Raw genomic sequence first — 25,686 nt, forward strand, 5'->3', positions numbered from 1 at the left:
CATTTGTTCTGGACGAGCGACTGTGAACACACAAGAGGCGAACTTCCGATTCCCGGTCCTGGGCTTCACGCCAGATCGTGAGATCTGGGGATTCCCCGATATCAACGCACTCACCTCGTGCGGTCCGCGCACGCTGAAGAACAACATGCAGGCTGGCCTGGAGCTCATTGATGCCGATGGGCGTCGTTGGATTGTCCGGTCAGTTCGACGCGTGGGTCGTGGGCGGCCACTGCTCTGGTGGTTCGTGTCGGCGTTGCTGACCGGCGCCCCGCAATCCAGGATCGAGCACGAACTTGAGCAACTGGAGAGCGTAAGCCTAAGTGAAGCGCAAGCTCGAACCTGCGCTTCACTTAGGGCTTTCCCCGAAGACTGGGGCGCAGAGGAAGTGGACGACGCCTTCCTCGAGCAGCGGATCGCGGAAGTCAGCAACACGCAGACGATTGCAGCCATTCATGGGGTTCTTGGTCTGGACAGTTTCATGGGGTATTGAGCTGGGTAGAGTTTACATTGGATAGAACTATCCAACAGAAAACATTCGCGTTTTCCCCAGACTACGAATCTGAGGGTCGGGCGTTCGAATCGTTCCGGGCGCGCCATTTTCCCACCACCGTTGAAAACAAAGCGGTTTCCCCGTTGGGGACCGTCGGCGGACGATTGCTACGCGTTGCGCTCGACATGTGGCGAAGGACGCTGGATTCCCATCATCTGATGAGAACAGGCGCCGAGGCGCATCAGGAGCTGACGACGCATCCTAGCGATCGGTCGGCGGCGCGATCTCGTGGCGGCCGGCTCCGCCAGCCGCGCGCGCCTCATCTCCTCAGCTCGTCCCGGCGTCAGGCGGCGGCGGGTTCGAGGACGAAGCGCTTCGCGGCCATCAGCGGGCCGCAGGTTTCGGTCAGGATCTGCAGGTCGTCCTCACCCAGCCGTCCGATCCAGTCGTCGGCGACGCCCTTGCGGAAGTAGGATTTCGGGTCCTCCTCGCCCCGCCGCCGGCCGCTCAGCGCTTCGAACGACGTCGAGCGGCCGATGCTGTCGATGATCTCCGGATCGGTCGAGACGCCGAGGAAGGCGAACATCCGCGCCGTCTCCGCCGCGGTGTCGGCGAGCAGGTCGCGATAGCGGAGCTCGTGCACGGCCCCGGGATTCGCCTGCGCGAAGGCGTCGACGGCGCTCACCGCCTCGACCCACTCGACCGCGCCGCGGCGGACCAGCTCCCGGTATCGCGGCGAGCCGCTGTCGAAGGCCTCGGGGATTCCGGCCCGTTTCGCGTGGTTCAGGCGCGCGACCGCCACATCGCGCGGGTCGCGGACGATGTTGATGAACCGCGCGGCCGGGAACAGGCGCTGCAGGTTGGCCAGGCCGAAGGTGTAGCGCGGGGTCTTGTCGCCGACCCAGCGGACCTGCGGGTCCGACACGCGCGCCAGCAGTCGGCGCAGGATGAAGTCACGGGCGATGCCGTCGAAGTCGGCCTGCGCCAGCGGCTGGTAATACGGCTTGCCTTCATAGACCCGGCTCGCGACGACGCCGAGCAGCTGGTTGTAGTCGTTGACGACCTTGGACACGGGTATGGCGAAGGCTTCGACGAAATGCCCTTCGCCGGAGCAGCTGACCTCCGGATGGGCGTCGAGGACCCGCTGGATCCAGGTGGTGCCGCTCTTCGCCGCGCCGCACGCAAAAAATACGTTCACGAGACCCGACCTTCACTAAGCAGGGCTTGGCTACGCACCGATGGCGTCGTTCGATGACTCTCGGTATGGCAGCGTTTCAACTGGCTGTCGGGCCGCTTCTGCAACGGAAGCGTGTGCATCGCAAGATCGTCGGTGCGCAGCGGCGACGTTCCCGACAGCGATGCGGGCCGGCGGGACTGCCGGCTTGTGGCGTTGCGGCCATCGCGCTAGCTCAGCGGCGAACGGCGCGTTCAAGGCCGCTCGTCCGCGGGGACCAGATCCAACATGCGCACCATGACGCTCGCCGAGGGGCTGGAGATGCTCGTCGCGCTTCGCGACCAGACCTCGGCGCCGTCCAAGGACGAGCAGATGGCGTTCATCAACTTCTGCCTGGTCAACCTAACCCGCAGCAAATCCCAGTTCCTGCAGGACCTGTGGGTCGCCTATGAGCTGAAGTCCCGGAAGAACGGCTTCTTCGTGGAATTCGGCGGGGCGGACGGGATCAAGTTCAGCAACAGCTACTTCCTGGAAACCGAGCTCGGCTGGAACGGGGTCGTGGCCGAGCCGGCGCGGGTCTGGCACCCGGCGATCCGCAACAACCGGGCCTGTTTCGTCGACAACCGCTGCGTCTGGACCCAGTCCGGCCAGTCGCTCACCTTCAACCAGCCGCCGATCGCCGCCCACTCCACGATCGACAGCTACTCCGACAGCGACGTGCATGCCGACACCCGCAAGGACGGCCAGCGCTATGAGGTCGAGACGATCTCACTGAACGACCTGCTGCAGTTCTGGGGCGCGCCGCGACGGATCGACTACCTGTCGATCGACACCGAGGGCTCGGAGCTGGACATCCTCCAGGCCTTCGACTTCGCCACCTACGACGTCCGGCTGATCACGGTGGAGCACAACCATTCGGACAAGCGCCAGCCGCTGTTCGAGCTGCTCACCTCGAAGGGCTTCCGCCGCAAGTTCGAGAAGCTCTCCGGCGTCGACGACTGGTACGTGAAGACCTACTAGCCGACCGCCCGACGAACGTCGTCCACGGCGTCGCGAACCCGCCGGACGACCGGGGCCCAGTCGCCGGAGCTCTCCTGCCGGAAGAGCCGCATGCCGGGATACCAGGGGGAGTCATCGCGCCCGCGCAGCCAGCGCCAGTCGGTATCGACGGCCGGCAGCAGCACCCAGGCCGGCGTTCCGAGGCAGCCGGCAAGGTGCGCCACTGAGGTGTCCACCGAGATCACCAAATCCAGCCCGGCGACGGTCGCGGCGGTGTCCGCAAAGGTGCGCGCGCCGGTCGCCTCCGGCGAGAGGTCCTGGCCCAGCTCCAGCAGCCAGGCGGCGAGGTCGGCGGGCAGGGAGCGGTGGGCGTCGTTCGCGTGCGTCGGGCGCCCGCGGCCCATCACCCCGACGCCGCCGCCCGAGCGGCGCTTCACCGGAAGGGGCGCAGGCGGCGGCAGGGTCTCCACGGTGACGCCGAGGTGGAGCGGCAGGGAGCAGATCAGCGTCCAGTAGTCCGCCATCGGCAGCTCCACCCGGCCCTGGCCGACGATGCAGCCCGGAAACAGCGGGGCGAGCTCAGGCGGGCAGACGAAAAGAACCTCGCAGTCGCTGGGCAGTGAGCGGAAGAAGCGGGCGAACTGCAGCTGGTCGCCGAAACCCTGCTCCGCCCAGACGATCAGGCGCTTGCCGGCCAGGTTTTCGCCTCGCCACTCCGCGATCCGCATCTGCGGGTTGGGGGTCCGGAGGCCGGGGATGCGGCGCCTGGCTTCGTAGAGCGGCCAGCCCTCGGCGTAGCGGCCCTGCGCCAGCAGCTCCAGGGCGAGCGCGTGCTGGGCGGGGGCGAAGTCCGGCTCCAGCGCCAGGGCGCCTCTCAACGAACGTTCGGCCTCGTCGAACCGTGCGGTCGCCGCGTAGAGGACACCCAGGTTGTGCAAGGCCGCGGGCATGGCCCCGAGCGCCAGGTAGCCCCGCTCGGCGGCCGCGAGGTCACCGACGCGATGGGCGTCCGCCGCCCGATCCAGCAACGCCTTCGCGAGATTGGCGTCCCAACCTTCCGACGAGATCATCGCTAGCTTCGAGGGGCGCCCGCAGGGCCGGGCTGGAAGAACGCCTGCAGGTTGGTCGCCAGGGCGCGCAGCACCTCGGCCCAGCTTCCGGGCTGCGCCTGGCGGAACAGCCGGACCGACGGATACCAGGGGCTGTCGGTCCGCTCACGCATCCAGCGCCAGTCCGTGCCGACCGCCGGCAGCAGCACCCAGCAGGGCCGCCCCATCGCGCCGGCCAGGTGGGCTGTCGCGGTATCGACCGTGATCACCAGGTCCAGCCGCTCGATGATCGCGGCGGTGTCGGCGAAGTCGGCGATCGGCAGCGGGCTTTCCCCCGGGATCAGGGAGATGGCGCCGGGCAGGGCGTGCAGGAAGGAGGCGGCCTCCGCGTGCAGGGAGCGGTTGGCGTCGTTGGCGTGCTGGGGATTGCCGCGGGCGACGACGCCGATGCGGACGCCCGGGCCGATGCGTGGCGTCCAGGCCGCCCGCCGGTCGGCCGGCGCGCGGAGGTACGGCGTTAGGCCGGGCAGCTGGTCGAGCGTCAGCCCCAGGCGATGCGGCAGGGAGCCGAGCATGCTCCAGGCGTCGGTGACCGGTATCCGCATCTGGCCTTCGGCCCGGATCACCGGGACCTTGAGCTCGCCCATCAGGGCGGCGACCGGCGGCCTGGCGATCAGCGTCGCGTCGATTCCGCGGTCGCGCAGGACGGGGACGAACCGGGCGAACTGGATGGCGTCGCCGACCCCCTGTTCGTCCCACACGGTGAGGGAGCGCACCGGGCCCCCGTCCCATTCGGGGCTGTCGACACTGGGCCGAAAGGCCGCGGCCGCCGGCAGTTCGCTTCGCGCCTCGTAGAGCGGCCAGCCTTCCGCGAAGCGGCCCAGCGCCAACAGGGACATCCCCAGGTTCATCCTGGCGAGCGCGTCGTCGGGCTGCGCCGCGACGATGTCTCGGCGCACGTCCACCGCCTCATCCCACCGGCCCTGCAGATCCAGCAGCCGCACCAGGTGCTGGCGCACGGCGACGGCGATCTTCGGCTCGGCCATGGCCTGGCGGTACGAACGTTCCGCGGCGGCGAGGTCGCCGGCGTCGTGCGCCAGCAGGCCGCGCCGGAACTCCGTCAGCGGGGGCGCCGCCTCGCGACCCGGCAGGTCACCCAAGGGGTGGCGCCACGGCTCGCACCACCTGCATCTTCATCATGCGGGCGATCACTTCGGTCATCAGCTCGACGCCGAGGCCGATCTGGCCGGCCAGATCCCGGGCGGTGGAGGTCTTGCCGTCCAGTCCCGCGAAGACGCCCTCGATGATCTTGATGTCCACCTTCCAGTGCTGGAACAGCTGGTGCGTGGCGATCGCGACGTACCGCTCGATCAGGGCCCCCGGCGCGAGCGTCACCGGGCTGTCGGGCGCCACCCATTCGGTGGGGAACTGGGCGAAGGCCGAGTAGGGATCGGGATGGGCCGGCGCATGCCGCGGCGCCCGGTTCCAATAGGCCGTCTGGTCGTCGGTGAGCCCCAGGCGGATGGCGGTAAGCTCGTCCCACAGCGCCTGGTAGCGGGCGTAAATCTTCGTCCAGTCGTAGGACTCGCGCGCCCGCGCCCGACCGGCCGCGCCCAGCCGGCGGCGGAGCGCCTCGTCGGTGACCAGCTGCGTCAGGCGCTCCACCAGGATCGGCGCGTCGACCGACACCGACACGCAGGTCCGGAACAGCATGTAGTCGTAGTTGAGATCGCCGACCTCGTGGGCGCGACCGATCTGATCGCCCATGCCCGGCGCCGGCGCGCGGCTCGGGACCAGGAAGCCGTCCACGCCGTCGCGGACGGTGTCGCGATAGCCGTCCCAGTCGCTGACGATCACCGGCAGGCCGTTCGCCATCGCCTCCAGCGGCGTGATCCCGAACGTCTCCTGGATGTTGTCGGACAGCGAGATGAAGAAGTCGGCGGCCAGCCAGGCGCCTCGATAGTTATCCGCATCCGCGCCGTCGACGAACACCGCCCGCACGTCCGGGCAGAAGTCGGCCATGGCCTTGCGGTACAGGTCCTCGGTGCTCAAAGTGGGGAACTTGCCTGCCTGGACGAGGGTGACGCGGCGGCCGGTCCGGACGCAGACCTCCTGCAGGGCGGCGAACATCTGGAAGGGATGGGCCTTGGCGTGAACGGACAGGCGGCCGGCGAACAGCGCCACCACCTCGTCCTCCTCGATCGCCAGCCGGGTGCGGGCCGCGGCGCGATCGGCTGGCGTGCTCTGGAAATCGTCGACGTGCACGCCCAGCGGAATGATCGGCAGCTGCACCCGATCCGGCCGCCGCACGTCGGGCCCGAACCGCCAGGCCAGATAGTCGTCCTGCGCGTCGAGGCTGTCGGTCACCACGCTGACCGCGGCGCGGGAGGTGCAGATCAGGGCGTCCCACGGCGCTAGCGGCAGGGCTGCGTAATCCGGGATGACCAGCAGCGGCTTGCCGATCAGGGTGTGGGTCATCCCGCACAGGCTGTAGCGGGTCGGGCCGGCGCGAAGGCGGAGCTTCGCCATCAGGTCGAACTCGCAATCGGGACGGAACAGCACCCCGCGCTCGGCCATCAGCGGCAGCTGGCTGCGGGGGATCCAGCGGGTCTGCGCGGCGGGGTCGATCTCCTGGACCGTCTTCTGGAAGATCGCCGACGAGTCGCTGTACGGCGAGAAGCCCCAGACCGGGCGGCCCTCGTGCGCCTTGACCATCGCGCGCAGGAAGCTGTTGCCGGCCGATTGGCGGCCCATGAGCTTGGGCCCGTCAAGACGGTAGGCGTCGGCCTCGAAGAGAATGGCTGCGTCCATCGGCGGCGCACTAGCATGAGGGCCGCCGCCTCCCAAGGGCTCAGCCGTCGCGTTGCCGCAAGGCCCGCCTTCCGATAGGTGTCCGCGGCGCGGACGGGCCGACGCGGGAGCAGCAGGCGCAGATGGCGAAGTCGTTCAACTCGAACTTCTTTTACCAGCTCAGCAACTTCGAGCTGTTCCGGCACGGCGTGGAGGCGATCTATAAGGCCCTGAGGGTGAAGGACGGCTTCTTCGCCAGCGACGGGTTGGTCGCCTATTGGCGCAACCTCGGCTTCCTGGACGACGAGGCCTTCGTGGCCGCCCACAAGCGCAATGCGGTTGAGGGTCATGAGAAGGGGATCATCTGGCGCACGGCCACTCTGGTCTGGGCGGCGCGCCAGGCGTTGAAGCTGGACGGCGATTTCGTGGAGTGCGGTTGCTACAAGGGCGTCTCCGCCCGGATCGTCGCCGAAACCGTCGACCTCGCCTCCACCGGCAAGCGGTTCTTCCTCTACGACCTGTTCGAGCACGACGAGGCGATGCCGCACCACGCCATGCCGGAGCACGGCCCGGACCTCTACCAGCGCACGCTCGAGCGGTTCGCCGACATGCCCAACGTGGTGGTCACCAAGGGCCTGATCCCCGACACCCTGGCGAACGCGCCGGACAAGATCGCCTTCATGCACATCGATATGAACAACGCCCGCGGCGAGATCGCGGCCCTGGAGCACCTGTTCGACCGGATGCCGCCGGGCGGCGTGCTGGTGCTCGACGACTATGGCCAGCTTGGCTACCGCGACCAGTTCGACGCCGAGAACGCCTGGTTCGCCGCCCGCGGGTACCACGTCCTGGAGAGCCCGACCGGCCAGGGCCTGGTCATCAAGTAGCATGGCCTGGCGTCGCGCATGCATCGGGCTCCTGCTGCTGGCGGTCGCGTCGGCGCCGGCCGTGGCGGTGGCGCAAGGCCGACCGGCCTACGTGGTCGTGGTGGCGGGCCAGTCGAACGCCCTGGGCTACCGCGTGGCCGCCGCCGATCTGCCGGCGGCCCTTCGCGCACCGTCGCCCAACGTCAAGATCTGGGACGGCGCCCGCTTCGTGACCATGGTCCCCGGGCGCAACACCGGCTCGCCGAAGAACCCAGCAAGCTGCGGACCGGAGGCGGCCTTCGCCTACGGCTGGCGGCTGCGCCATCCGGGCGAGACGCTCTACATCGTGAAATACGCCCGCGGCTCGACCCCGCTTGCGGCCGGGCCCGGCCCCGACTGGAACCCGCAGTCGCACGAGCTGTTCAGCGCCACCCAGGCGCAGATCGCCGGGGCCAAGGCGGCCCTGACCCGCAGCGGCCTCAACCCCCACGTCGGGGCGGTGCTCTGGATGCAGGGCGAGGCCGACGCCGCCGATGCGCGGAAGGCCGCCGCCTACCGGGCCAACCTGGTGCGCCTGATCGGGGCGATCCGCGCTGTCTGGGCCGAGCCGGCCTCGCCGGTGGTCATCGGCCTCATCCCGCTGAGCCCGCCGTTCGCGCGCGAGGTCCGACGGGCGCAGACAGCAGTAGACGCCGCCGACCCGCGTATTCTATCGGTCGACGCCTCGAAATTCCCCTATCAGGCCGACGGCCTGCACCTGACCGCAGAGGGGCAGGCGCGCCTGGGCGCCGGAATGTGGGCGGCCTTGCAGTCGGTGGAGCGATAAGAGTTCAAGCATGAGCGAACCGGCCGCCAGGACCTACCCGACCCGCCACGGGCCGATGCTCGCCTTCAAGGGCGACATCTACATCACCCGCTCGCTCGAGGTGTACGGCGAGTTCAGCGGCTCGGAATGGCGGCTGCTGGAGCAACTCGCCAAGCCGGGGATGCCGGTCGTCGAGATCGGGGCCAATATCGGCGCCCACACCGTGGCGCTGGCCCGCCGCTGCGCGCCGGGCCCGCTCTACGCCTTCGAGCCGCAGCCCCGGGTGTTCCAGCTGTTGTGCGCCAACCTGGCGAACAACGGCATCGAGAACGTCATCGCCTGGCCGGAAGCCTGCGGCGAGAGCGAAGGCGTGGCGCTGATCCCGCCGCTCGACTACGCCGGGCCGCAGAACTTCGGAGGCGTGTCGCTGCAGCAGGCCGCGCCTGGCCGGCCCGGAACGCCGGTGCGGGTGCGGCCCCTGGACGACCTCAACCTGCAGCAGTGCGGCCTGATCAAGATCGACGTCGAAGGCTTCGAGCCGCAGGTGCTGAGGGGCTCCCGCCAGACCATCGCCCGGTGCCGGCCGGTGCTCTATGTCGAGAACGACCGCCCCGACCAGCAGCAGGAGGTCATCTCGCTGATCGCCGAGATGGGCTATCGCCAGTACTGGCACACCCCCTCGCTGTTCGATCCCGGCAACTTCAATGGCGTCGCCGAGGATATCTTCGGGCGGATCGTCTCGCTGAACCTGCTGTGCGTGCCGAACGAGCAAGGGACCACGGTCGAGGGCGCCCACGAGATCGATCCGACGAACTGGACCTCGCCGGTCAAGACGCGGCCCTAACCTTGGCCGCCCTGCTCGACCGCGCGCTGGCTCACCACGGTTCGGGCGACCTGCGCGCAGCCGAGGCGCTCTATCGGCAGATCCTCCAGACGGAGGAGCATCCCGGGGTCCTGCAGAACCTCGCCTCGATGCTGCGCGAGCGGGGCGAGCTGGAGGCCGCGCGGGCGCTGCTGCTGCGCGCCCTGGCGGTCGCGTCGGAACCGGGGCCCCTGCACCACAACCTCGGCAATGTGCTGCTGCCGCTGCGCCGCCTGGAGGAGGCCGCCGCCGCGTTCGAAAGCGCCCTGAAGGTGATGCCCGAGCATCGCGACGCAGCCCTGAACCTCGGCCTCGTGAGGCTGGCGCAGGGCCGGTGGGCGGAAGGCTGGCCGCTCTACGAGCAGCGCCCGGAGCGCCTCAACAGCCCGACCTTCGGGCTCAGGTCGCCGGAGTGGCGGGGCGAGCCGCTGGCCGGCAAGCGCCTGCTGGTCTGGGGCGAGCAGGGGTTGGGCGACCAGATCATGATGGCCCGCTTCCTGCCGCGGCTGGGGGCCTCGGCGATCCTGGCCGTGCGGGCGCCGCTCGCGCGGCTGTTGTCGCCGCTGGCCGCCGAGGTGATCGTCAAGGGCGACGGCGCCATGCCGCTGCCGCCGCACGACTACTGGACGCTGCCGCTGTCGCTGCCCAGGTGGCAAGGCGTGACCGTCGAGACCCTGCCGACGGCGCCTTATCTTTCCGGGCGGCCGGCGTCCCGCGGCGGCGTGGGCGTGATGTGGCGCGGCAACGCCCTGCCGGACCCGCGGCGCTCACTTCCCGACGAGCTGGGACGTCCGCTGCTGGCGCTGCCGGGCGCCCGCAGCCTGCATCCGGACGACACCGGCGCCCGCGACCTGCAGGACACCGCCGACATCATCGCCGGGCTCGACCTGGTGATCAGCGTGGACACCGCCGTCGCGCATCTCGCGGGGGCGCTGGGCAAGCCTTGCTGGCTGCTGCTGCAACGGCACGTCGCCGACTGGCGCTGGCTCTGGGACGAGCAGATGCGCAGCCTCTGGTATCCCTCGATCGAGATCTTCCGCCAGCCGGTCCAGGGCGACTGGCTGCCGGTGCTGGCGGAGGTCCGACGCCGCCTGGGTCAGTAACCGTAGCGGCTCAGGTAAGGGTAGGCCGACGTCGTCCCCGGCCGACGCTCGTCTGTGGAATCAACGGCGGGCAGCTCCCAGCGGTTGGGCGTATTCGGCGGCAGGGCGACGATGTTGGCGTCGCCCTGGACATCCCGGGGCGGTTGTCGCTTGCTGAACCTTGGCGTGGCGAACGGCGCGTAGAACCAGTGCACGCCGTAGCCGGCCGACCTGAAGGTCTCGATCACCTGGGCGGCGGCGGCCGGATTGTTGACCGTCGCCTCCACGAGCCAGACAGTCTCCCGGCGCGCGATCAGCTCCGAAGCGCCGGCGAGCACCTCCGGCTCGAAGCCCTCGACGTCGATCTTTACCAGCTGGGTTCCGGCCGGAGCCGTCTCGTCAAGCGTCAGCATCCGCACCGGCTCGAGGGGTGCGTCCTTCAGATGGAAGCCGACGCCGCCGAAGTTTCGGTTCCCGTGGATGGACGGGGTCGGGAAATCCACGACCTGCCGGGCGCGGCCGGCCGCGGCCTGGATCACTTCAACGTTGTAGAGGTGGTTGGAGAAGGCGTTCGCCGCCAGCACGCCCGCGAGGTCGCGGTGCGCCTCCACCGCGATGACCCGCCAGCCACGCTTCCGCGCGGCGAAGGGCAGGGCGATGGCGCCGATGTTGGCGCCCACGTCGATCAGCGCCCCTTGCTCGCCGCTCGCGCAGTCCGCCAGGAAGTCCAGTTCCACGCGGGCGAACTCGCCGTAGTCCCGAAGCGACGCGCCCACCGCCGTGTCCGATGCCGGGAAGAGGAAGTCGAGGTCGTAGGCGCGCGTCAGGTCCAGCATCGAGCGGCCATATCAGGCGCGCCGCGCGCCATCCAGGCGCTCCGTCGCCGCGCTGTCGCTCCAGTCGGCGGGGCGGATGACGCGGCGGTCGCCGGCGAGCACCTCGTCATGGTTCCGGTAGGCCCACCATACCGCGTCGATCACCTCGCTGCGCAGTGGGGCGCCGGCGTCTCCGAACAGGGTGTTGTCGAGGTCGAGCGCCAGCGCCTGCCGGCTGAGCGCCACCCGGGTGGCGTCGTCGCCGATCACCCGCAGCGCGGCGGCGACGTATTCCGCCTCGTCCTTCGCCACCAGCCAGTCCGGCATTCCCAGGCGGCGCAGGAGCATGGCGTCGGTTCGCCCGTGGGGTTCCGGACACTCCATGGCGACCACCGGGATGCCCTGGCGAAGGCTGTCGACGACGCTGTGCAGGCCGCCGAACGGGAACGGGCTTAAGTTGAGGTCGCAGGCCGACAGGCGCGGCAGGTAGGCGTTGTAGGCCATCCGGCCATGCACGCGCGCGCCCGGCAGGATGGCCGTCACCATGCGGCTGAGCGCCTCCAGCTCGGGGCCGTCGCTGTTGGGGAAGAGGTGGAACTCCAGGTCCCGCCCGGCCGCCTCGCGGATGCGGGCGAGCAGGGTCAGGAAGCGCGGATTCAGCTTCAGCGTATTGCTGGGCAGGGCGATCCGCAGGGGCCTGGCCCGTTCGCGGATCTCGGGCCGCACCGGCTGGTAGTGCGGGGAGCGCTCGAACCGCAGCGCCGCGTCCGGCATCAGCAGCAGCCGCTCGCTGAACAGCGCCGGGTCCGACACATAGCCCTCTTCCGTCAGGTAGTAGTCGATCGTCGGACAGAAGGTCGAGGCCGAGTGGCCGAGCGCGGTCATCTGGATGGGCGCGAACCTGAGGTTGGCCAGCAGCGGACCCCAGTGGCGCATGCCGACGCTGGGCCAGAAGACGATGTCGGGCCGCAGCTCGGCGAGCCGCCGGGCGATCGCGCCCAGATGCTCGCCGTTCTGGCTGCGCTGGAAGGTGAAGACCTCGTCGAACAGCGCCCGGGCCGCCGGGTCGGCCTCCCGGTCCTCGGTGACCAGGACCAGCTCGAAGCGGCTGCGCAGTTGCCGCAGGTACTGACCGAAGTAGCGGAACTGCACGTGGTTGGAGTGCATGATCTCGGCGGCGACCACCATCCGCGGGCGGTCCTTCAGGACCCGGCTCACCGGCAGCGACGGCTCGGCGAGGCCGATGCGTTCGGCGAGATCGCGCAGGGTCCGATTGAGCACTGGCTTGAGGCTGTGCTTTCGGGGGTGGTCCGCGTAGCTGCAGATCATCCAGGCGGAGCTCAACGCCACCAGGTGGTTGACCGTGGCCGGCAGCGGCGCGGGCTGCAGGGCTCCGGCCCGCGCGAGCAGGGCGTTGCGCCGGTCCATGCCCCGCACCGTCGCCACCGGCTTCGACGCCACATGGCTGATGAACGCCATCTGCGCCAGGGCGGGCGGCAGGGCCAGGAGGTCCTCAGGCGTGAAGTCGACGGCGGAGTCCAGCGTCAGGAGCAGGACCGCCTTGGCGAGCACGGCCGGCGACACGGGGTCCGTCGTTGGCGCGCCCCCGGCGTCGGGAAGGCCCATGGCGCGCAGCAGGTGGTCGAAGCTGCCGAAGGCGCTGGCCGCGGCCAGGTTGGCCAGGCCCTGGCGAAAGGGCAGGGCGCTGAGGATCTCCTCGGCCGGAAGCTCGACCGTCGGGTCGGCCAGCACCGCCCCGATGACGGCGGCGAGCCGGGCCTTGGCGCTCAGCGCCTCGGCGGGACTGAGGTCGGCGAAGGCGGGACCGGCCAGCTGCTGGATCTGCGCCAGCGCCTGTCGCCACCGGTCGGGCTGGCGTCCGAACACGCTGCGCTCGAGGGCGGGCAGATCGATCAACCTCTACTCCTTCGCCCGCAGGCTGGCCGGACCGCACAGGTGCGCGGCGGGCAAAAGCTGATATGCACCGCCAGATGTCGCAAGCTCATGTGGAGCAACTCCTTAGGGGAGCCGTGGCCCTTCACCAACAGGGTCGCCTGGACGAGGCGGCGGCCGCCTATGGCGAGGTGATCTCGCAGGCCCCGGAGACCCTGGCGGCGCACAGCAACCTCGGGTCCCTGCTGCGGCAGCTGGACCGCCTCGAGGAGGCCGAGCGGCATCTGCGCCGGGCGGCCGAGCTGGCGCCCGGCCATCCGACCCCGCTCGGAAACCTGGGTCACCTGCTGCGCTGGACGGGGCGTTACGGCGAGGCCGCCGAAGTGCTGGAGGCGGCGCTGGCGCTGGACCCCGGCAACGGCGAGCTGGCGACCAACCTGGGCGCCGCCTGCCTGGGGCTCGGCCGCTGGGCCGACGGCTGGCGGCTGTTTGCACAGCGCGAGGCGACGACCAAGGCCCGGCAGAAGGGCTTCGGCTTTCCCATGTGGCAGGGCGAGCCGCTGGCGGGCCGCAGCGTCTTCATCTGGCAGGAGCAGGGGTACGGCGACCAGATCCAGGCCGCCCGCTTCGTGTCCGGGCTCAAGTCGGCGGGCGCGGGGCGGGTCACCTTGGCGCCGCCGCGGCCGCTGGTGCGGCTGTTCGCGACCCTGGACGGCGTAGACGAGATCCTGCCCTGCGATCCGGGCGAGGCGATCGTCGTGCCGCCGCATGATGTCTGGACCCTGCCGTTCGCCTTGCCGCAGCACCTCGGCGTGACGCTGAAGACCCTGACGAACCAGCCCTATCTGGCGGCGCCCGAGGCCGCGCGGAGGCGTTGGGCGGGCTGGCCCGAGGGCGAGGTGGGCTTCGTCTGGCACGGCAACCCCGCGCAGCCGGTCGAACGCTACCGGGGCCTGCCGTCGCCGGATCTGCTGGAGCCGCTTCGCGGGCTGGCGCGCCTCGTCGATCTGCAAGCGCCGCGCGGCGACTTCGCCGATACCGCGGCGATCGTGGAACAGCTGGACCTGGTGATCACCACCGACACGGCGATGGCGCACCTGGCCGGCGCCCTGGGCGCGCCCTGCTGGTTGATGCTGCCGGCGCTGGGGGCCGACTGGCGCTGGGCGCTCGAGCCGTCGCGCTCGCCCTGGTATCCCTCCATGCGGATCTTCCGCCAGCGGGCGGCCGGCGACTGGGCCGATGTCGTCGAGGCCATGCGCCAGGCCCTTGCCTCGGGGGGCCGGCGTTCGGCAGAAGCGGTCAGACGTCCATGAGCAGGAGCGCCGCCGACATGTCCCCGGCCCAGCCGTCCACCGCCGCCGCGGGCAGCCACGCCGCGGCTTTCAAGGCGGCGCTCGACCGCCACCTGGCGGGCGACCTGGCGGCCGCCAAGGAACTCTATCGGGCGCTGCTGACCCGCGGCCCCGCCCGGCAGATGGCCGCCGACGTCCAGTCCAATCTGGGCGCCATCCTGCGGTCGGAACTGGATCTCGATGGGGCCGAGGCCTGCCTGCGCTCGGCCATCGAGCTCGCCCCCAACAGCCACGGCGCCCACCTGAACCTCGGCAACCTGCTCTACCTCCAGCAACGGCTGGAGGAGGCGGAGATCGCCTTCACCCGCGCCATGGCCCTGCGCCCCGGCGAAGCCCCGGTCCCCTTCAACCTGGGCCTCGTGCACCTGGCCCAAGGGCGCTACCGGACCGGCTGGCCGCTCTACGAACTGCGCCCCGACCATGCCGCGACGGCGCTGCGGCCGCTGTCCTTCCCCGAATGGGACGGCAGTCCGCTCGACGGCCGGTCAGTGTTCGTCTGGCGCGAGCAGGGCTACGGGGACGAGCTGCAGATGGCGCGGTTCATCCCCCAGCTGAAGGCCGCCGGCGCGGGGCGGGTGACCGTCGCGCCGACCGTCGCCCTGCTGCGGCTGTTTTCCGAACTGTCGGGCGTGGACGAGGTCATGCGCTGCGTGGGCGACGTGGTGATTCCGCCGCACGACGTCTGGGTGCTGCCGTTCTCGTTGCCGAAATACCTGGACGCGACCCTGCCGACCCTGCCGACGGCGCCCTATCTGCGCGCGCCGCCCGAGGCGCGGGCCAAGTGGGCGGGATTTGCGCCGAAGGGGGGCATCGGCGTCGTCTGGCACGGCAACCGGATCCAGCCGGCCGAGCGCTATCGCGGCCTGCCGTCGCCCGACGTGCTGAAGCCGCTGGCGGCGTTCGGCGAGCTGGTCGACCTGCAGGAACCCCGCGGCGACTTCGCCGACACCGCCGCCATCCTCGAGCAGCTCGACCTGGTGGTCACGACCGACACGGCGATGGCCCACCTGGCGGGCGCCATGGGGGTGCCCTGCTGGGTCATGCTGGCGAAGCTGGGGGTGGACTGGCGCTGGATGGCGGACCGCTCGGACTCGCCCTGGTACCCCTCGGTCCGCCTGTGGCGGCAGTCGACGGCGGGCGACTGGGGGCCGGTGATCTCCGCCATGGTCGAGGAGCTCGCGCGCAGTAGGCGTTGAGCCTTGGCTGTGCCAGCATCGACCGATCCCGCTGGGAGGGGGTTCGTCTGCCTTCACGTCTCGCCATCTTCCATCCGCCGGGCCAGCTCGGACCGAAGGCCAATCCGTTCGGCAAGGACGTCGCCAACCTCGAGCTCTACCGGGCGCTGGCGCGGCACGGCGGGTTCGAGCAGATCCACGTCCAGACTGTCCAATCGACGACCGACGAGGCGCTGCGCGAAGCCCTGCTGTCGGGCGAGGCGCCAGGCGTCAAGCTGACGGCCGAGTCGGTCATCGTGCAGTCCGTTCCCGCCGCCGCGGGGACCCTGCTGCGGGGCCAGCCCTACCTGCACGACCTGGCCTGGCTCCGCCGCCGCACGGTGGGCGACCGCGCCTACAGCCTGCTCGGCCTCGTCCACACCCTGGCGCCGCCCACCGTGCGCCAGTCCATCGCCATGAACCTCTGGGGGCCGGTCCAGCCCTGGGACGCCGTCATCTGCACCTCCCCGGACGTGCAGAGGGCGGTCAGCCGGATGTTCGCCGAAGCCGGCGACTACATGGCCGAATCGACGGGCGGCGCGCCGCCGCCGCAGCCCGCCCTGCCGGTCGTCCCGCTCGGGGTCGACGGCGACGCCCTGGCGGCGCTGGCCGATCGTCCGGAGGTTCGCCGCGACCTGAGGGGCCGGCTCGGCCTCGCCGACGAGGACATCCTGGTGCTCTGGGTCGGGCGGCTGTCGTTCTTCGAGAAGGCCTTCCCGCAGCCGATGTTCATCGCCGTGCAGCAGGCCGCGGCCGCCGCCGGGGTCAAGGCGCACTTCGCCCTGGCCGGCTGGTTTCCGGAGGCCAGCCACCAGGAGATGTACCGCCAGGCCGCGGCGGCCCACGCGCCTGACGTCGCGGTGCATTTCCTGGACGGCAACGACAAGCGCCAGGTGGGCGAGCTCTGGGCGGCGTCCGACATCTTCCTCTCCCTGGTGGACAACATCCAGGAGACCTTCGGCATCACCCCGGTGGAGGCGATGGCGGCGGGGCTGCCGGTGGTGGTCAGCGACTGGGACGGCTACCGCTCGACGGTGCGCGACCAGGTCGAGGGGTTCCTGATCCCGACGCTGATCGGGCCGAGCGGCGGGCTGGGGGTCTCCATGGCCCTGCGCCACGCCATGGAGCTCGACAGCTACCAGAGCTACGCCGGCGCCATCGCCCAGCACACCGCCGTCCACGTCGGGCGCTGCGCCGACGCGCTCGCCCGCCTGATCGCCGATCCCGAACTGCGCCGACGGATGGGCGCGGCCGGCCGGGCCCGGGTGCGCACGACCTTCGACTGGCCGGTGGTGGTCCGCCAGCTCACCGGCCTGATGGACGAGCTCGCCGCCGTCCGCGCCGCGGCGGCCGATCCGGCCAGCCGGCATCCGATGAATCCGGCCCGGGGCGACCCCTTCCGGGACTTCGCCGGCTTCGCGACACAGGTGCAATCGCTGGACACCCGGCTGTCGGTCCCGGCCGGCGTCGATGCCGCGGCGGTGCGCCGGGCCGCGGCCCTGCCGCTGGACCGGACCTTCGCCGCCTGGCGGGCCACCGGGGAGGAATGCGCCCAGGCCCTCGTGCTCGTCGCCTCCGGCCAGGCCACGACGGTCCGCGAGGTGCTGGTGGCCTTTCCCATTCCCCGCCGCCGCGCCGTTGAACTCGGACTCTTGTGGATGGCCAAGTACGCCCTGCTGGACTGGCTGGACTAGGGCCACGCATCCAAACCGCCCGACGGGACGTTCTCCGGTAGAGCCTCAATGGCGCGAGGCTCCTGCAGCAGGAGAGACCATGAACATGCGCCGCATTCTGATGGTCACCGGCCTGGCGACGGTCGTGGCCCTTCCCTCCGTCGCCAGCGCCCGCGGCTACTGCCAGCAGCGCGCCCACGACCGCAAGGTGGCGGGAACCGTCATCGGCGCCGTCGGCGGCGCGCTGGTGGGCAACGCCATCTCCCACCGCAACGGGGCGCTGATCGGCGGCCTCGGCGGCGCGGTGATCGGCAACCAGGTGGCCCGCGAGAAGTGCGACACCGGTCGCGCCTACTACCGCAGCCGCGCCTCGACCCGCCGCAGCTATGCGGTCCGCCGAGACACCCGCTACGCCAGCTACGACACCCGCACGGCGTATGGCGCCTGCAGCTACGAGAACCGCCCCTTCTACGACGAGCGTGGTCAGCTGATCTACGCCCCCACCCGCATCTGCAGGTAGCCCATGACCGCTTCGAGACTGATCGCCGTGACGGCGCTGGCCGCTCTCGGCCTCGCCGCCTGCAACAACCCCAACGGGCGGGGCGGCATGGCCAGCGCGGGCAGTTCGGGGGGCGGCATCTGCACCCCGTTCGCCACCGCCGCGACCACCGCCACCTCAGCCCCGGGGCTGCCCTCCGCGGCCATGGTCGCCCCCGTCGAGGGATCGGCCGCGGTCGACGACTGCCTGCACCGCTGGGGCTACGCCCTGGCCTCGTCCGCGGATCCGGCCGAGCAGGTGGCGCAGGCCACGCTGGCCGCCTGCGTCTCGTCGCTGTCGCGCTGGAACCAGCAGGAGATGGCGCCCGGCGGCGGCGCGCAGGAGGCGCCCAGCGTGCTCACCGGCGAGCAGACCACCCCGATCGCCGAGCACTACACCTTCGCCCAGGGACGCGCCCTGTTCTACGTGGTGCAGGCCCGGGCCGGGAAGTGCGCCCCGCCGCCGATGACCAACGGGACACCGGCCGCAGGCCGCTGACGACTTAACGCAGGGAGTCCGGCACGATGCCGCCATTCTCGGCGAGCTTGGCCATGACCTGCTTGTGCAGCCAAATGTTCATGGTCGCCGAGTCGTCGGTGTCGCCGGCGTAGCCCGGTTCGCCGGCCAGCTGCTTGCGGGCGGTCAGGCCGGAGTCCAGCGACAGCAGCTTCATCAGGTCGACGATGGAATGGCGCCAGTCGAGGTTCTGGCCGTTGTCGCTGGCCATGGCGGCGAGCACCGCCTCGACATCGACGGGCTCGGCGGCCTGGACCGGGGCGGGTTGCTGCGGGGCCTGCGCCGCCGCCTGCTGTGCGGGCTGAGCGACGGCGGCGGCGGCCTGGGCCGGCTGAGGCGCTGGCGCGGCGTGGGCCTGACCGGGGTGGAAGATCTTCGACATGATCGAACCGAGGATGCTCATGCGCTGCTCCTGTTGATGGAAGCCGTCTGAACGCCCGCCTCGGCGCTTGGATGCGGGCGCCCGCGACGCGCCTGTGACGTGCCGCGCGGCCAGGGTGGACCGGTCGCCGTCGCCGTGGTTGATGACGCCGATGTCTTCCGTCGACGCCATCCGGGCGCCTCTGGTCAACCTGCTCGTCCGGCTCGTTTTCGGCGTTCGCGCCGCCGTCCTGGAGCGGCCGGCCGCCCGGGCCGTGCTGCGCGTCCTGGGCCGCCCGTTGATCGGGCTGATGCACCGGCTGACCCGCAGCGCCGCGCCGCCCGAGGAGCCTACGCCCGGCATGCTGGGCGAACCGGTGCTGCGCCTGCCGCTGGACTATGCGCCGGGTCGCCTGTCCGAGCCGCCGAGGATCGCCGTGCTGCTGCACGCCTTCCACGTCGAGCTGCTGCCCGAGATGGCCGATCACCTGGGCCGGATCCCATTCCCCGCGGACCTGTTCGTCTCCACCGACGATGAGGGCAAGCGCCAGGCGATCATCGCGGCCTTCGCCGGCTGGCGGAGCGGCGCGGTGGAGGTCCGGGTGGTCCCCAACCGCGGCCGCAACATCGCCCCCCAGCTGGTGGCGTTCCGCGACGTCTACGACACCCATGCCCTGCTGCTGCTGGTGCACACCAAGGTTTCCAGCCACACCGACGAGCTGGCGGGCTGGCGCGAGTTCCTGCTCGGCAACCTGCTGGGTTCGGAAGCCATGGTGCGCGGCGTCGTCGAGACCTTCGTCCAGTTGCCGCGGCTGGGCGTGCTGGCGCCCCGAACCTACCCCGGCGTCCGCCGCCACCTGATCTGGGGCGACAACTACCAGGCCTGCCGCAGCCTCGCCGAACGGCTGGGCTTCGCCCTCTATCCCGACAGTCCGCTGGATTTCCCGGCGGGGTTCATGTTCTGGGCCCGGCCGGCGGCGCTGAAGCCGCTGCTCGACCTCGATCTCGATGTCGCCGCCTTCGAGCCGGAGGCGGGCCAGAAGGACGGCACGCTGGCGCACGCTGTGGAGCGGCTGGTCTTCCACGCCTGCGAGCTCGGCGGGTTCCGCTGGGCCCGGGCGGGAAACGACGTCGATATCCGGCCGCCGGAAGCGCTCTACCGCGCCTGGGGGCCGCGGCTCCTGGGCCGCGCGATCACCGACTGCGGCCGTACGTTGGCAGCGCCCGGCCGTCCCCCCTATCCGACCCGCGCGCCCGGCGCGCCGCCGGCGCCTGAAGCCGACGCCAAGGCCGCCTTCCGGGCGCTCTGCCGGACGGAGCTGGAGGCCTTCCTGGCGAGCGGCGAGCGCCTGGCGCTCCCGACCTCCGAGACGCCGGAGGTTTCCATCCTGCTGGTGCTCTTCAACCAGGCCGAGCTCACCTACCAGTGCCTGCGGTCGCTGCGGTTCGCCCTCGACGTCCCATGTGAGCTGATCGTCGTCGACAACAGCTCCTCGGACCGCACCGGCGAGCTGCTCGACCGGATCGACGGCGCGCGCATCGTGCGCAACACCGAGAACCTGCACTTCCTGCGCGGCGTCAATCAGGGGGCGGCCCTGGCGCGCGGGGCGTCGCTGCTGCTGCTCAACAACGACACGCGGGTGACGCCGGGCTCGGTGGGAGCCGCCGTGGCGCGGCTGCGGGCCGAGCCGGACCTCGGCGCGGTCGGCGGCAAGATCGAACTGCTGGACGGCGCCCTGCAGGAGGCCGGCAGCATCATCTGGAACGACGGCAGCTGCGTCGGCTACGGCCGCGGCGAGGACCCCTGGGCGGCGGAGTTCCAGTTCCGGCGTGACGTCGACTACTGTTCCGGCGCCTTCCTGATGGTCCGCCGCGACCTGTTCGAACGACTCGGCCGCTTCGACGACGCCTTCGCACCGGCCTATTACGAGGAGACCGACCTGTGCATGCGGATCCGCGAGGCCGGGTTCCGCGTCGCCTATGAGCCGCAGGTCCACATCTCCCACTTCGAGTTCGGCAGCTCGTCGAGCACCGAGGCGGCCTTGGCCTTGCAGCAGGAGCACCAGCAGCTGTTCGCGGAGCGTCACGCCACAGCCTTGGCGGCGTCCCATCGTCCGCCCGGCCACGCCCTGGAGGCGCGCCTGCGCGGGCCGTACGCCGGCCGCGTGCTGATCGTCGAAGATCAGCTTCCCTATCCCCAGCTCGGCGCCGGCTATCCCCGCGCGCTCGATCTGCTGCGCGCGGCGCGGGAGGCCGGCTGGTTCGTGACCTTCTATCCGCTGGCCTTTGCCGACCTGGACTACGCCGAGGCCTATGCGGTGCTGCCGCCCGACGTGGAGCTCGCCGCCGAGCGTGGCCGTGAGGGGCTCAAGTCCTTCCTCGAAGCGCGGGCCGGCTACTACGACGCGGCGGTCGTCAGCCGGCCGCACAACATGCAGGCCTTCCGCCAGGCGCTGGCCGCCGTCCCGGGCTTCATCCCCCTGGAGCGGGTGATCTACGACGCCGAGGCGATCTTCGCCCTGCGCGACGCGCAACGGGACCGCCTGGGGCTGAAGGGGGACGCCGCGGTCGGGATCGAGGCCGAGGTCGCGCTGGCCGAGGGCGTGGCGACGGTGTTCGCGGTCAACGAGCTGGAGGCGGCGAACTTCCGCCAGGCCGGTTGCCGGGACGTGCGGCTGCTCGGCCACGCCCTGCGGCCGGCCCCGACCCCGGAGCCGTTCGCGGCGCGCCGCGACCTGCTGTTCGTGGGCGCGCTCGACGAGGACGATTCCCCCAACGTCGATTCCCTGGTGTTCTTCGTGCGCGAGGTCATGCCCCGGCTGGATGCGCTGATCGGCCCGGATTACCTGCTGCGCGTGGCCGGCCGCAGCGGCTCGGCGCAGGTGCGGGCGCTGGCGAGCGAGCGGGTCCGCCTGCTTGGCCGGGTCGACGACCTCGCGCCGCTGTACGGCGCAAGCCGTCTGTTCGTGGCGCCGACCCGATACGCAGGCGGGATTCCGATGAAGGTCCACGATACCGCGGCGGTCGGGCTGCCGGCGGTCACCACCCGCCTCCTGGCCCGCCAGCTCGGTTGGAGCGACGGCGTGGAGCTTCTGGCGGCCGACGATCCGCAGGCCTTCGCCGAAGCCTGCGCCAGGCTCTATGCGGACGAGGGGCTGTGGGCGGCGGTGCGGGAAGCCGCGCTGACGCGGGTGGCGATCGACTGCGATCCGGAGGCCTTCCGACGCACGGTCGCCCAGACGCTGGCGGAGGTGACGCCGGCGGCGGCGGCTAGGCCGCCATCAGCTCGTTGAGCTTGCGAATGTCGGTGACCGGAGAGGCGACGCCGCCCTCCAGCCGAATGACCTTGTTGCAGTAGAGCCGGAGCAGGTCGAGGTCGTGCGAGGCGAGCACCAGGATGCCGGCCCGCTCCACCAGCTTCAGGAGCCGCTTGTGGGCCAGCTTCTGGAAGTCGGCGTCGCCGACGGCGATCCACTCGTCCATCAGCAGCACGTCGGCCTCGACGGCGGTGGCGGCCGCGAAGGCGACGCGGGCCTGCATGCCGGCGGAATAGGTCTTCACCGGCATCGCCAGGAACGGTCCCAGGCCGGAGAACTCGCCGATCTCCTCCATCCGCTCCTCGATCTCCTTGGCGCTCAGCCCGGCGATGCGTCCGCGCAGGCGGATGTTGTCGAAGCCGGTGGCGGAGGGGTCGATGCCCAGGCTGAGGTCGAGCAGGGCGGCGATCCGGCCGCGGACCTCGACCTGGCCCTCGTCGGGCTCGTAGGCGCCGGACAGGGCCCGCAGCAGGGTGGTCTTGCCCGAGCCGTTATGACCGATCAGGCCCAGCCGGTCGCCGGCCTTCAGCTCCAGGTTCACATGCGAGAGCGCCGTCACCTCGGTCGCGCGCGTGGTGGAGCCGAGCCGGCCGCCGACGGTGACGTTGGCCAGGTGCTTCTTCAGCGACTTGGCGTCGACCCCATAGACCGGGAAGCGCAGGGTCAGGTCCCGGCAGGAGATGGAAACGGGAGGCGCCTTCATAGGTAGTGGACAATCCGCCGGCGGGTGACCGCGAAGACGCTGAAGGTCACCGCCCAGCCCAGGGCGGCCATGATGGCCAGGGCGAGGTAGGTGTGTTCCGCCACCTGGCCGCCCATCAGCGGCGCCCGGACGGCCTCCAGCATGTAGTAGAAGGGGTTGAAGTCGAGCACCGCGTGGTGGCGGCCCAGTCGCGCGGCCGGCCAGAACACCGGCGTGACGAAGATCGCGAACTGCATCACCGAGATGACGATCTGTGGGATGTCGCGGAACCGCGCCGAGGCGATCGCCACCAACATGCTGATCCACGCCGCATTGGCCACCAGGAACACCAGGCCGAGCACTGCCACCGGCACATTGGCGTGGCGCCAGTAGCCGTAATAGACCAGCACGCCGACGACGATCACCAGGTGGTGGCTGAGGTTGATCAGGTTGCGCAGCACCGTGCGCCAGACGAAGGTGAACATCGGCAGGCTGGTCTGCGACAGCATCCCGGCGGCATGCACGAAGGTCTCGCAACCCTCGGTGATGATCCCGCTGATCGTCCCGAAAAAGACGATCCCCAGCGCCACCAGCGGCAGGAAATCGCGCAGGGTGATGCCGAAGAGGTTGGCGTAGACGAACCCGATCCCCAGGACCATCAGCCCCATGGACAGGGTGATCCAGAACGGACCGAGGATCGATCCCCGGTATCGGGACACCACGTCGTGCCAGGCCAGCGATCGGGCGAGCCCGATCCGTTCGGTGGAGAGGCGCAGATCCCGCAGCGCCATGTGGAACTCGAACAGCGTGCCCCGCCGTCCGGTCCGCAACATGTGGGTGGCGGTATCCATTTGCTCTCCCGACGAAGGGGCCGCTCGTAACAGGTAGGGTATAGGCGCGCAAGGACGGCGCCTTGTCGCCCCAAGACGTGCTTGTAACGAAGGAAAGCGCCCGCCCTAAGGCGCCCGACCGCGCTGCATTTTGCCACGGCGGCGGCTTCCGTGTTAGCCGGACGGTCCACGGGGTGCGGACCTGCCCATGACATCCACTGACCAGATCGCGCGCGACGGGCCGCCCTCGCTGGATGAGCGGCAAAGGCTCCGGCACGTCATGCCGCCGAAGCTGGAAGGCGCCGGGGTGTGGCTGGTGATTCCCTGCTACCGGGTCAAGGCGCACATCCTGCAGGTGATCGCCAAGGCGCCGTCCTGGATCGAGGGAATCGTCTGCGTCGACGACGCCTGCCCGGACGGCTCCGGCGACTTCATCGAGGCCAACGCCAAGGATCCGCGGGTCGTCGTCGTGCGCCTGGAGCAGAACCAGGGCGTCGGCGGCGCGACCATGGCCGGCTATCGCGAGGCCGCCCGGCGCGGCGGCGAGGTGCTGGTCAAGGTCGACGGCGACGACCAGATGGACCTCGGCAACATCGCCCAGCTGGTGGCCCCGATCCTGCTCGGCGAGGCCGACTACGCCAAGGGCAATCGCTTCACCTCCATCAGCCACCTGCGCGACATGCCCAGCGTGCGGGTGTTCGGCAACGCCGCGCTCAGCTTCGCGGCCAAGGTCTCCACCGGCTACTGGAACATCTTCGACCCCACCAACGGCTTCACCGCCATCGAGGCGCAGGTGGCCCGGATCGTCATGGAGAAGCGGGTCTCGCGGCGGTTCTTCTTCGAGACCGACCTGCTCTACCACCTGGGCACCCTGCGCGCGGTGGTCCGCGACGTGCCGATGCCGGCCCGCTACGCCGACGAGGTCTCCAACCTGCGGATCGGCGCCATCGTTGGTCCATTCGCGCTCAAGCACCTGCGCAACTTCGCCCAGCGGGTGCTCGGCCAGTACTTCGTGCGGGACTTCCACGTGGCCAGCCTGGAGCTGGTGTCCGGGATGTTCTTCATCCTGTTCGGCCTTGGCTATGCGGCCCACTACGTGGCGACGCGCCGTCCCGGGCAGGCGGCCTCCGCCGGGGTGGTGATGGCCGCCGCCCTGCCGGTGATCCTGGGCGCCCAGCTGCTGCTGCAGGCGCTCAATTTCGACGTGCTGAACGTGCCCACGCGGCCGATCCACCCGTACCTGCGCACCGTGGCGCGCATGGAAGCCGAGGAGGCGACGTCGTGACCCTCAAGGACGCCCTGCTCTGCGCCGGGTTCTCGCTGGCGCTGCCGATCGGCCAGACCATGTTCAAGGCTGCGGCGCTCTACAACGCCCGGCTGACGGGGCCGCTGCCGCTGCGGCTGATCAGCAACGGCCCGCTGATCGGCGCCTTCGCCTGGTACGGGCTGACGGCGCTGTTCTGGTTCTACATCCTGACGCGGGTGCCGCTGTCGCTGGCCTACGCCTTCTCGATCGTCGGCTCGGGCCTGGTGCCGCTAGTGGCCTGGCTGGTGTTCAAGGAGCCGCTCGGCTGGCGGTTCGCCGCCGGCTACGCCCTGATGCTACTCGGCTTCCTGGTGATCATGCAGGGCCAGGCGCGGGCCTAGGAAGGCGTCGGCGGCGGCCCGGACCTCCGCATACGGCACCTTGAACATCCGCTCGTAGAACAGGACGCCCGCGTGCGGCCGCTGACCGATCCGGGCCGGGTCCAGCCGCTGCACGCCGAATCCCCGTTTCGCATAGGTGAAGAACATCGCCGGCCAGAGGCCGAGCCAGGTCTTGGTCTGCGACGGGAAGAAGCGCACCGCCAGCATCCACGCGAACCATTCGCCGAAGCTCAGCCGGATGCGGCGCACCGGACCGTTCTCCGGCAACGGCGAGGCGCCGTGGAAGAAGGGGCCGCCCAGGCGGGGCCCGTTGTAGAGGCTGATGGTCTCGATGGGGGGGTGTCCGTGCGCGGCCGCCAGCTTGGCGGCCATCAGGGCGCACATGTCGTGGTCCATGTGGCCGCCCTCGTAGGCGGTGACGACGATCTTCTCGACTGCGCCGACCTCGGCGATCGCCTGCCGCAGGGCCTCGTAGGCGGCGGGGAGCGCCCGATGCACGCCGCCGTCCAGCGCGCCGGTCCCCTGGCCGACGTGGAGCACGTGCGCCGGGTCTACCCCCAGGTGGGCGAGCAGCGCGCGGCTCTCGGCGTAGCGCCGCTCGGCCAGCTCGGCGCTGGCGTAGTCGGCGACGTAGAAGAACCGCTGGTCCTCGCCCGCGCGCACGCCGGCCGTCACCAGCGGCAGGCCGCAGTACTCGTCGTCGAAGTGGGCGAGGATGTAGACGACAGCCAT

Annotated in this window: 24 protein-coding genes; 14 read left to right on the forward strand and 10 right to left on the reverse strand. The window is 70.7% G+C overall.

Annotation, left to right across the window (positions count from 1 at the left end):
• The first annotated feature begins 22 nt into the window (after positions 1–22).
• On the forward strand, positions 23–490 hold the full coding sequence (locus DJ021_RS18700; RefSeq protein ID WP_133254978.1) for a hypothetical protein: 468 nt from the start codon (positions 23–25) through the stop codon (positions 488–490).
• 343 nt (positions 491–833) lie between these two features.
• On the opposite strand, the gene DJ021_RS09160 is transcribed toward DJ021_RS18700, so the two are convergent.
• Entirely contained in the window at positions 834–1,688 is an 855-nt protein-coding gene (locus DJ021_RS09160; protein ID WP_111457252.1) for a sulfotransferase family protein, read from the reverse strand.
• A 264-nt stretch (positions 1,689–1,952) separates the two neighbouring features.
• Between DJ021_RS09160 and DJ021_RS09165 the strand changes: the two genes are divergently transcribed.
• A complete protein-coding gene (locus tag DJ021_RS09165; RefSeq protein WP_111457253.1) occupies positions 1,953–2,684 on the forward strand; it encodes an FkbM family methyltransferase in 732 nt (243 codons plus the stop codon).
• Here the strand turns inward: DJ021_RS09165 and DJ021_RS09170 are convergent.
• Genes DJ021_RS09170 through DJ021_RS09180 form a run of 3 tightly spaced genes read right to left on the reverse strand, consistent with a single transcriptional unit; the run spans position 2,681 to position 6,523 of the window.
• The gene (locus DJ021_RS09170; protein ID WP_111457254.1) at positions 2,681–3,733 is read right to left on the reverse strand and encodes a tetratricopeptide repeat-containing glycosyltransferase family protein; all 1,053 of its coding nucleotides are present in this window, start codon (positions 3,731–3,733) and stop codon (positions 2,681–2,683) included. The genes DJ021_RS09165 and DJ021_RS09170 overlap by 4 nt on opposite strands.
• A gap of 2 nt (positions 3,734–3,735) precedes the next feature.
• Positions 3,736–4,872 carry a tetratricopeptide repeat protein gene (locus DJ021_RS09175; protein ID WP_111457255.1) on the reverse strand — a complete coding sequence of 379 codons (1,137 nt, stop codon included), beginning with the start codon at positions 4,870–4,872 and terminating at the stop codon, positions 3,736–3,738.
• Positions 4,865–6,523, reverse strand: coding sequence for a glycosyltransferase family 4 protein (locus DJ021_RS09180; protein WP_111457256.1), 1,659 nt, complete (start codon positions 6,521–6,523; stop codon positions 4,865–4,867). The genes DJ021_RS09175 and DJ021_RS09180 overlap by 8 nt, the downstream gene beginning before the upstream one ends.
• A 122-nt stretch (positions 6,524–6,645) precedes the next feature.
• Between DJ021_RS09180 and DJ021_RS09185 the strand changes: the two genes are divergently transcribed.
• The 4 genes from DJ021_RS09185 to DJ021_RS09200 are packed head-to-tail and all read left to right on the forward strand — an operon-like array spanning position 6,646 to position 10,138.
• Positions 6,646–7,389 (forward strand): class I SAM-dependent methyltransferase, encoded by a 744-nt coding sequence (locus DJ021_RS09185; protein ID WP_111457257.1) that lies wholly within the window; start codon positions 6,646–6,648, stop codon positions 7,387–7,389.
• Between the two features lies 1 nt (position 7,390).
• The gene (locus tag DJ021_RS09190; protein WP_165837162.1) at positions 7,391–8,194 is read left to right on the forward strand and encodes a sialate O-acetylesterase; all 804 of its coding nucleotides are present in this window, start codon (positions 7,391–7,393) and stop codon (positions 8,192–8,194) included.
• A gap of 10 nt (positions 8,195–8,204) precedes the next feature.
• Positions 8,205–9,017, forward strand: a complete 813-nt coding sequence (locus tag DJ021_RS09195; RefSeq protein ID WP_111457259.1) for an FkbM family methyltransferase — start codon at positions 8,205–8,207, stop codon at positions 9,015–9,017.
• A 2-nt stretch (positions 9,018–9,019) separates the two neighbouring features.
• On the forward strand, positions 9,020–10,138 hold the full coding sequence (locus DJ021_RS09200) for a tetratricopeptide repeat protein (protein WP_111457260.1): 1,119 nt from the start codon (positions 9,020–9,022) through the stop codon (positions 10,136–10,138).
• Here the strand turns inward: DJ021_RS09200 and DJ021_RS09205 are convergent.
• Together DJ021_RS09205 and DJ021_RS09210 are read right to left on the reverse strand one after the other, a co-directional pair.
• On the reverse strand, positions 10,132–10,953 hold the full coding sequence (locus DJ021_RS09205) for an FkbM family methyltransferase (RefSeq protein ID WP_111457261.1): 822 nt from the start codon (positions 10,951–10,953) through the stop codon (positions 10,132–10,134). The two genes, DJ021_RS09200 and DJ021_RS09205, sit on opposite strands and share 7 nt — an antisense overlap.
• A 12-nt stretch (positions 10,954–10,965) precedes the next feature.
• Positions 10,966–12,849, reverse strand: coding sequence for a hypothetical protein (locus DJ021_RS09210; RefSeq protein WP_111457262.1), 1,884 nt, complete (start codon positions 12,847–12,849; stop codon positions 10,966–10,968).
• A gap of 113 nt (positions 12,850–12,962) precedes the next feature.
• Here DJ021_RS09210 and DJ021_RS09215 point away from each other — a divergent pair, with 113 nt between their 5' ends.
• The 5 genes from DJ021_RS09215 to DJ021_RS09235 all read left to right on the forward strand — a co-directional run bounded on the left by DJ021_RS09215 (position 12,963) and on the right by DJ021_RS09235 (position 18,100).
• Positions 12,963–14,138 carry a tetratricopeptide repeat protein gene (locus DJ021_RS09215; protein WP_165837163.1) on the forward strand — a complete coding sequence of 392 codons (1,176 nt, stop codon included), beginning with the start codon at positions 12,963–12,965 and terminating at the stop codon, positions 14,136–14,138.
• On the forward strand, positions 14,135–15,373 hold the full coding sequence (locus DJ021_RS09220) for a tetratricopeptide repeat protein (protein ID WP_111457264.1): 1,239 nt from the start codon (positions 14,135–14,137) through the stop codon (positions 15,371–15,373). Before DJ021_RS09215 ends, DJ021_RS09220 begins: the two co-directional genes overlap by 4 nt.
• Positions 15,370–17,085, forward strand: a complete 1,716-nt coding sequence (locus DJ021_RS09225) for a glycosyltransferase family 4 protein (RefSeq protein WP_207801797.1) — start codon at positions 15,370–15,372, stop codon at positions 17,083–17,085. Before DJ021_RS09220 ends, DJ021_RS09225 begins: the two co-directional genes overlap by 4 nt.
• Positions 17,086–17,170: 85 nt before the next feature.
• Entirely contained in the window at positions 17,171–17,584 is a 414-nt protein-coding gene (locus tag DJ021_RS09230) for a YMGG-like glycine zipper-containing protein (protein ID WP_207801798.1), read from the forward strand.
• Between the two features lie 3 nt (positions 17,585–17,587).
• On the forward strand, positions 17,588–18,100 hold the full coding sequence (locus DJ021_RS09235; RefSeq protein ID WP_111457265.1) for a hypothetical protein: 513 nt from the start codon (positions 17,588–17,590) through the stop codon (positions 18,098–18,100).
• 4 nt (positions 18,101–18,104) lie between these two features.
• Here the strand turns inward: DJ021_RS09235 and DJ021_RS09240 are convergent, their stop codons facing one another.
• The gene (locus DJ021_RS09240; RefSeq protein WP_111457266.1) at positions 18,105–18,521 is read right to left on the reverse strand and encodes a DUF3597 domain-containing protein; all 417 of its coding nucleotides are present in this window, start codon (positions 18,519–18,521) and stop codon (positions 18,105–18,107) included.
• Positions 18,522–18,651: 130 nt separating this feature from the next.
• Between DJ021_RS09240 and DJ021_RS09245 the strand changes: the two genes are divergently transcribed.
• Positions 18,652–21,771, forward strand: a complete 3,120-nt coding sequence (locus tag DJ021_RS09245; protein WP_165837164.1) for a rhamnan synthesis F family protein — start codon at positions 18,652–18,654, stop codon at positions 21,769–21,771.
• On the opposite strand, the gene DJ021_RS09250 is transcribed toward DJ021_RS09245, so the two are convergent.
• Both DJ021_RS09250 and DJ021_RS09255 read right to left on the reverse strand, forming a co-directional pair.
• Positions 21,749–22,498 carry an ABC transporter ATP-binding protein gene (locus tag DJ021_RS09250; RefSeq protein WP_111457268.1) on the reverse strand — a complete coding sequence of 250 codons (750 nt, stop codon included), beginning with the start codon at positions 22,496–22,498 and terminating at the stop codon, positions 21,749–21,751. The two genes, DJ021_RS09245 and DJ021_RS09250, sit on opposite strands and share 23 nt — an antisense overlap.
• On the reverse strand, positions 22,495–23,328 hold the full coding sequence (locus DJ021_RS09255) for an ABC transporter permease (RefSeq protein ID WP_111457269.1): 834 nt from the start codon (positions 23,326–23,328) through the stop codon (positions 22,495–22,497). Before DJ021_RS09255 ends, DJ021_RS09250 begins: the two co-directional genes overlap by 4 nt.
• Before the next feature lie 187 nt (positions 23,329–23,515).
• Here DJ021_RS09255 and DJ021_RS09260 point away from each other — a divergent pair, with 187 nt between their 5' ends.
• Entirely contained in the window at positions 23,516–24,592 is a 1,077-nt protein-coding gene (locus tag DJ021_RS09260) for a glycosyltransferase family 2 protein (RefSeq protein WP_243625940.1), read from the forward strand.
• Positions 24,589–24,954 (forward strand): hypothetical protein, encoded by a 366-nt coding sequence (locus DJ021_RS09265; protein ID WP_111457270.1) that lies wholly within the window; start codon positions 24,589–24,591, stop codon positions 24,952–24,954. The genes DJ021_RS09260 and DJ021_RS09265 overlap by 4 nt, the downstream gene beginning before the upstream one ends.
• Here the strand turns inward: DJ021_RS09265 and DJ021_RS09270 are convergent.
• Positions 24,910–25,686, reverse strand: a complete 777-nt coding sequence (locus tag DJ021_RS09270; RefSeq protein WP_165837165.1) for a PIG-L deacetylase family protein — start codon at positions 25,684–25,686, stop codon at positions 24,910–24,912. The genes DJ021_RS09265 and DJ021_RS09270 overlap by 45 nt on opposite strands.

It is taken from the genome of Phenylobacterium hankyongense (assembly GCF_003254505.1).
Taxonomy (GTDB): domain Bacteria; phylum Pseudomonadota; class Alphaproteobacteria; order Caulobacterales; family Caulobacteraceae; genus Phenylobacterium; species Phenylobacterium hankyongense.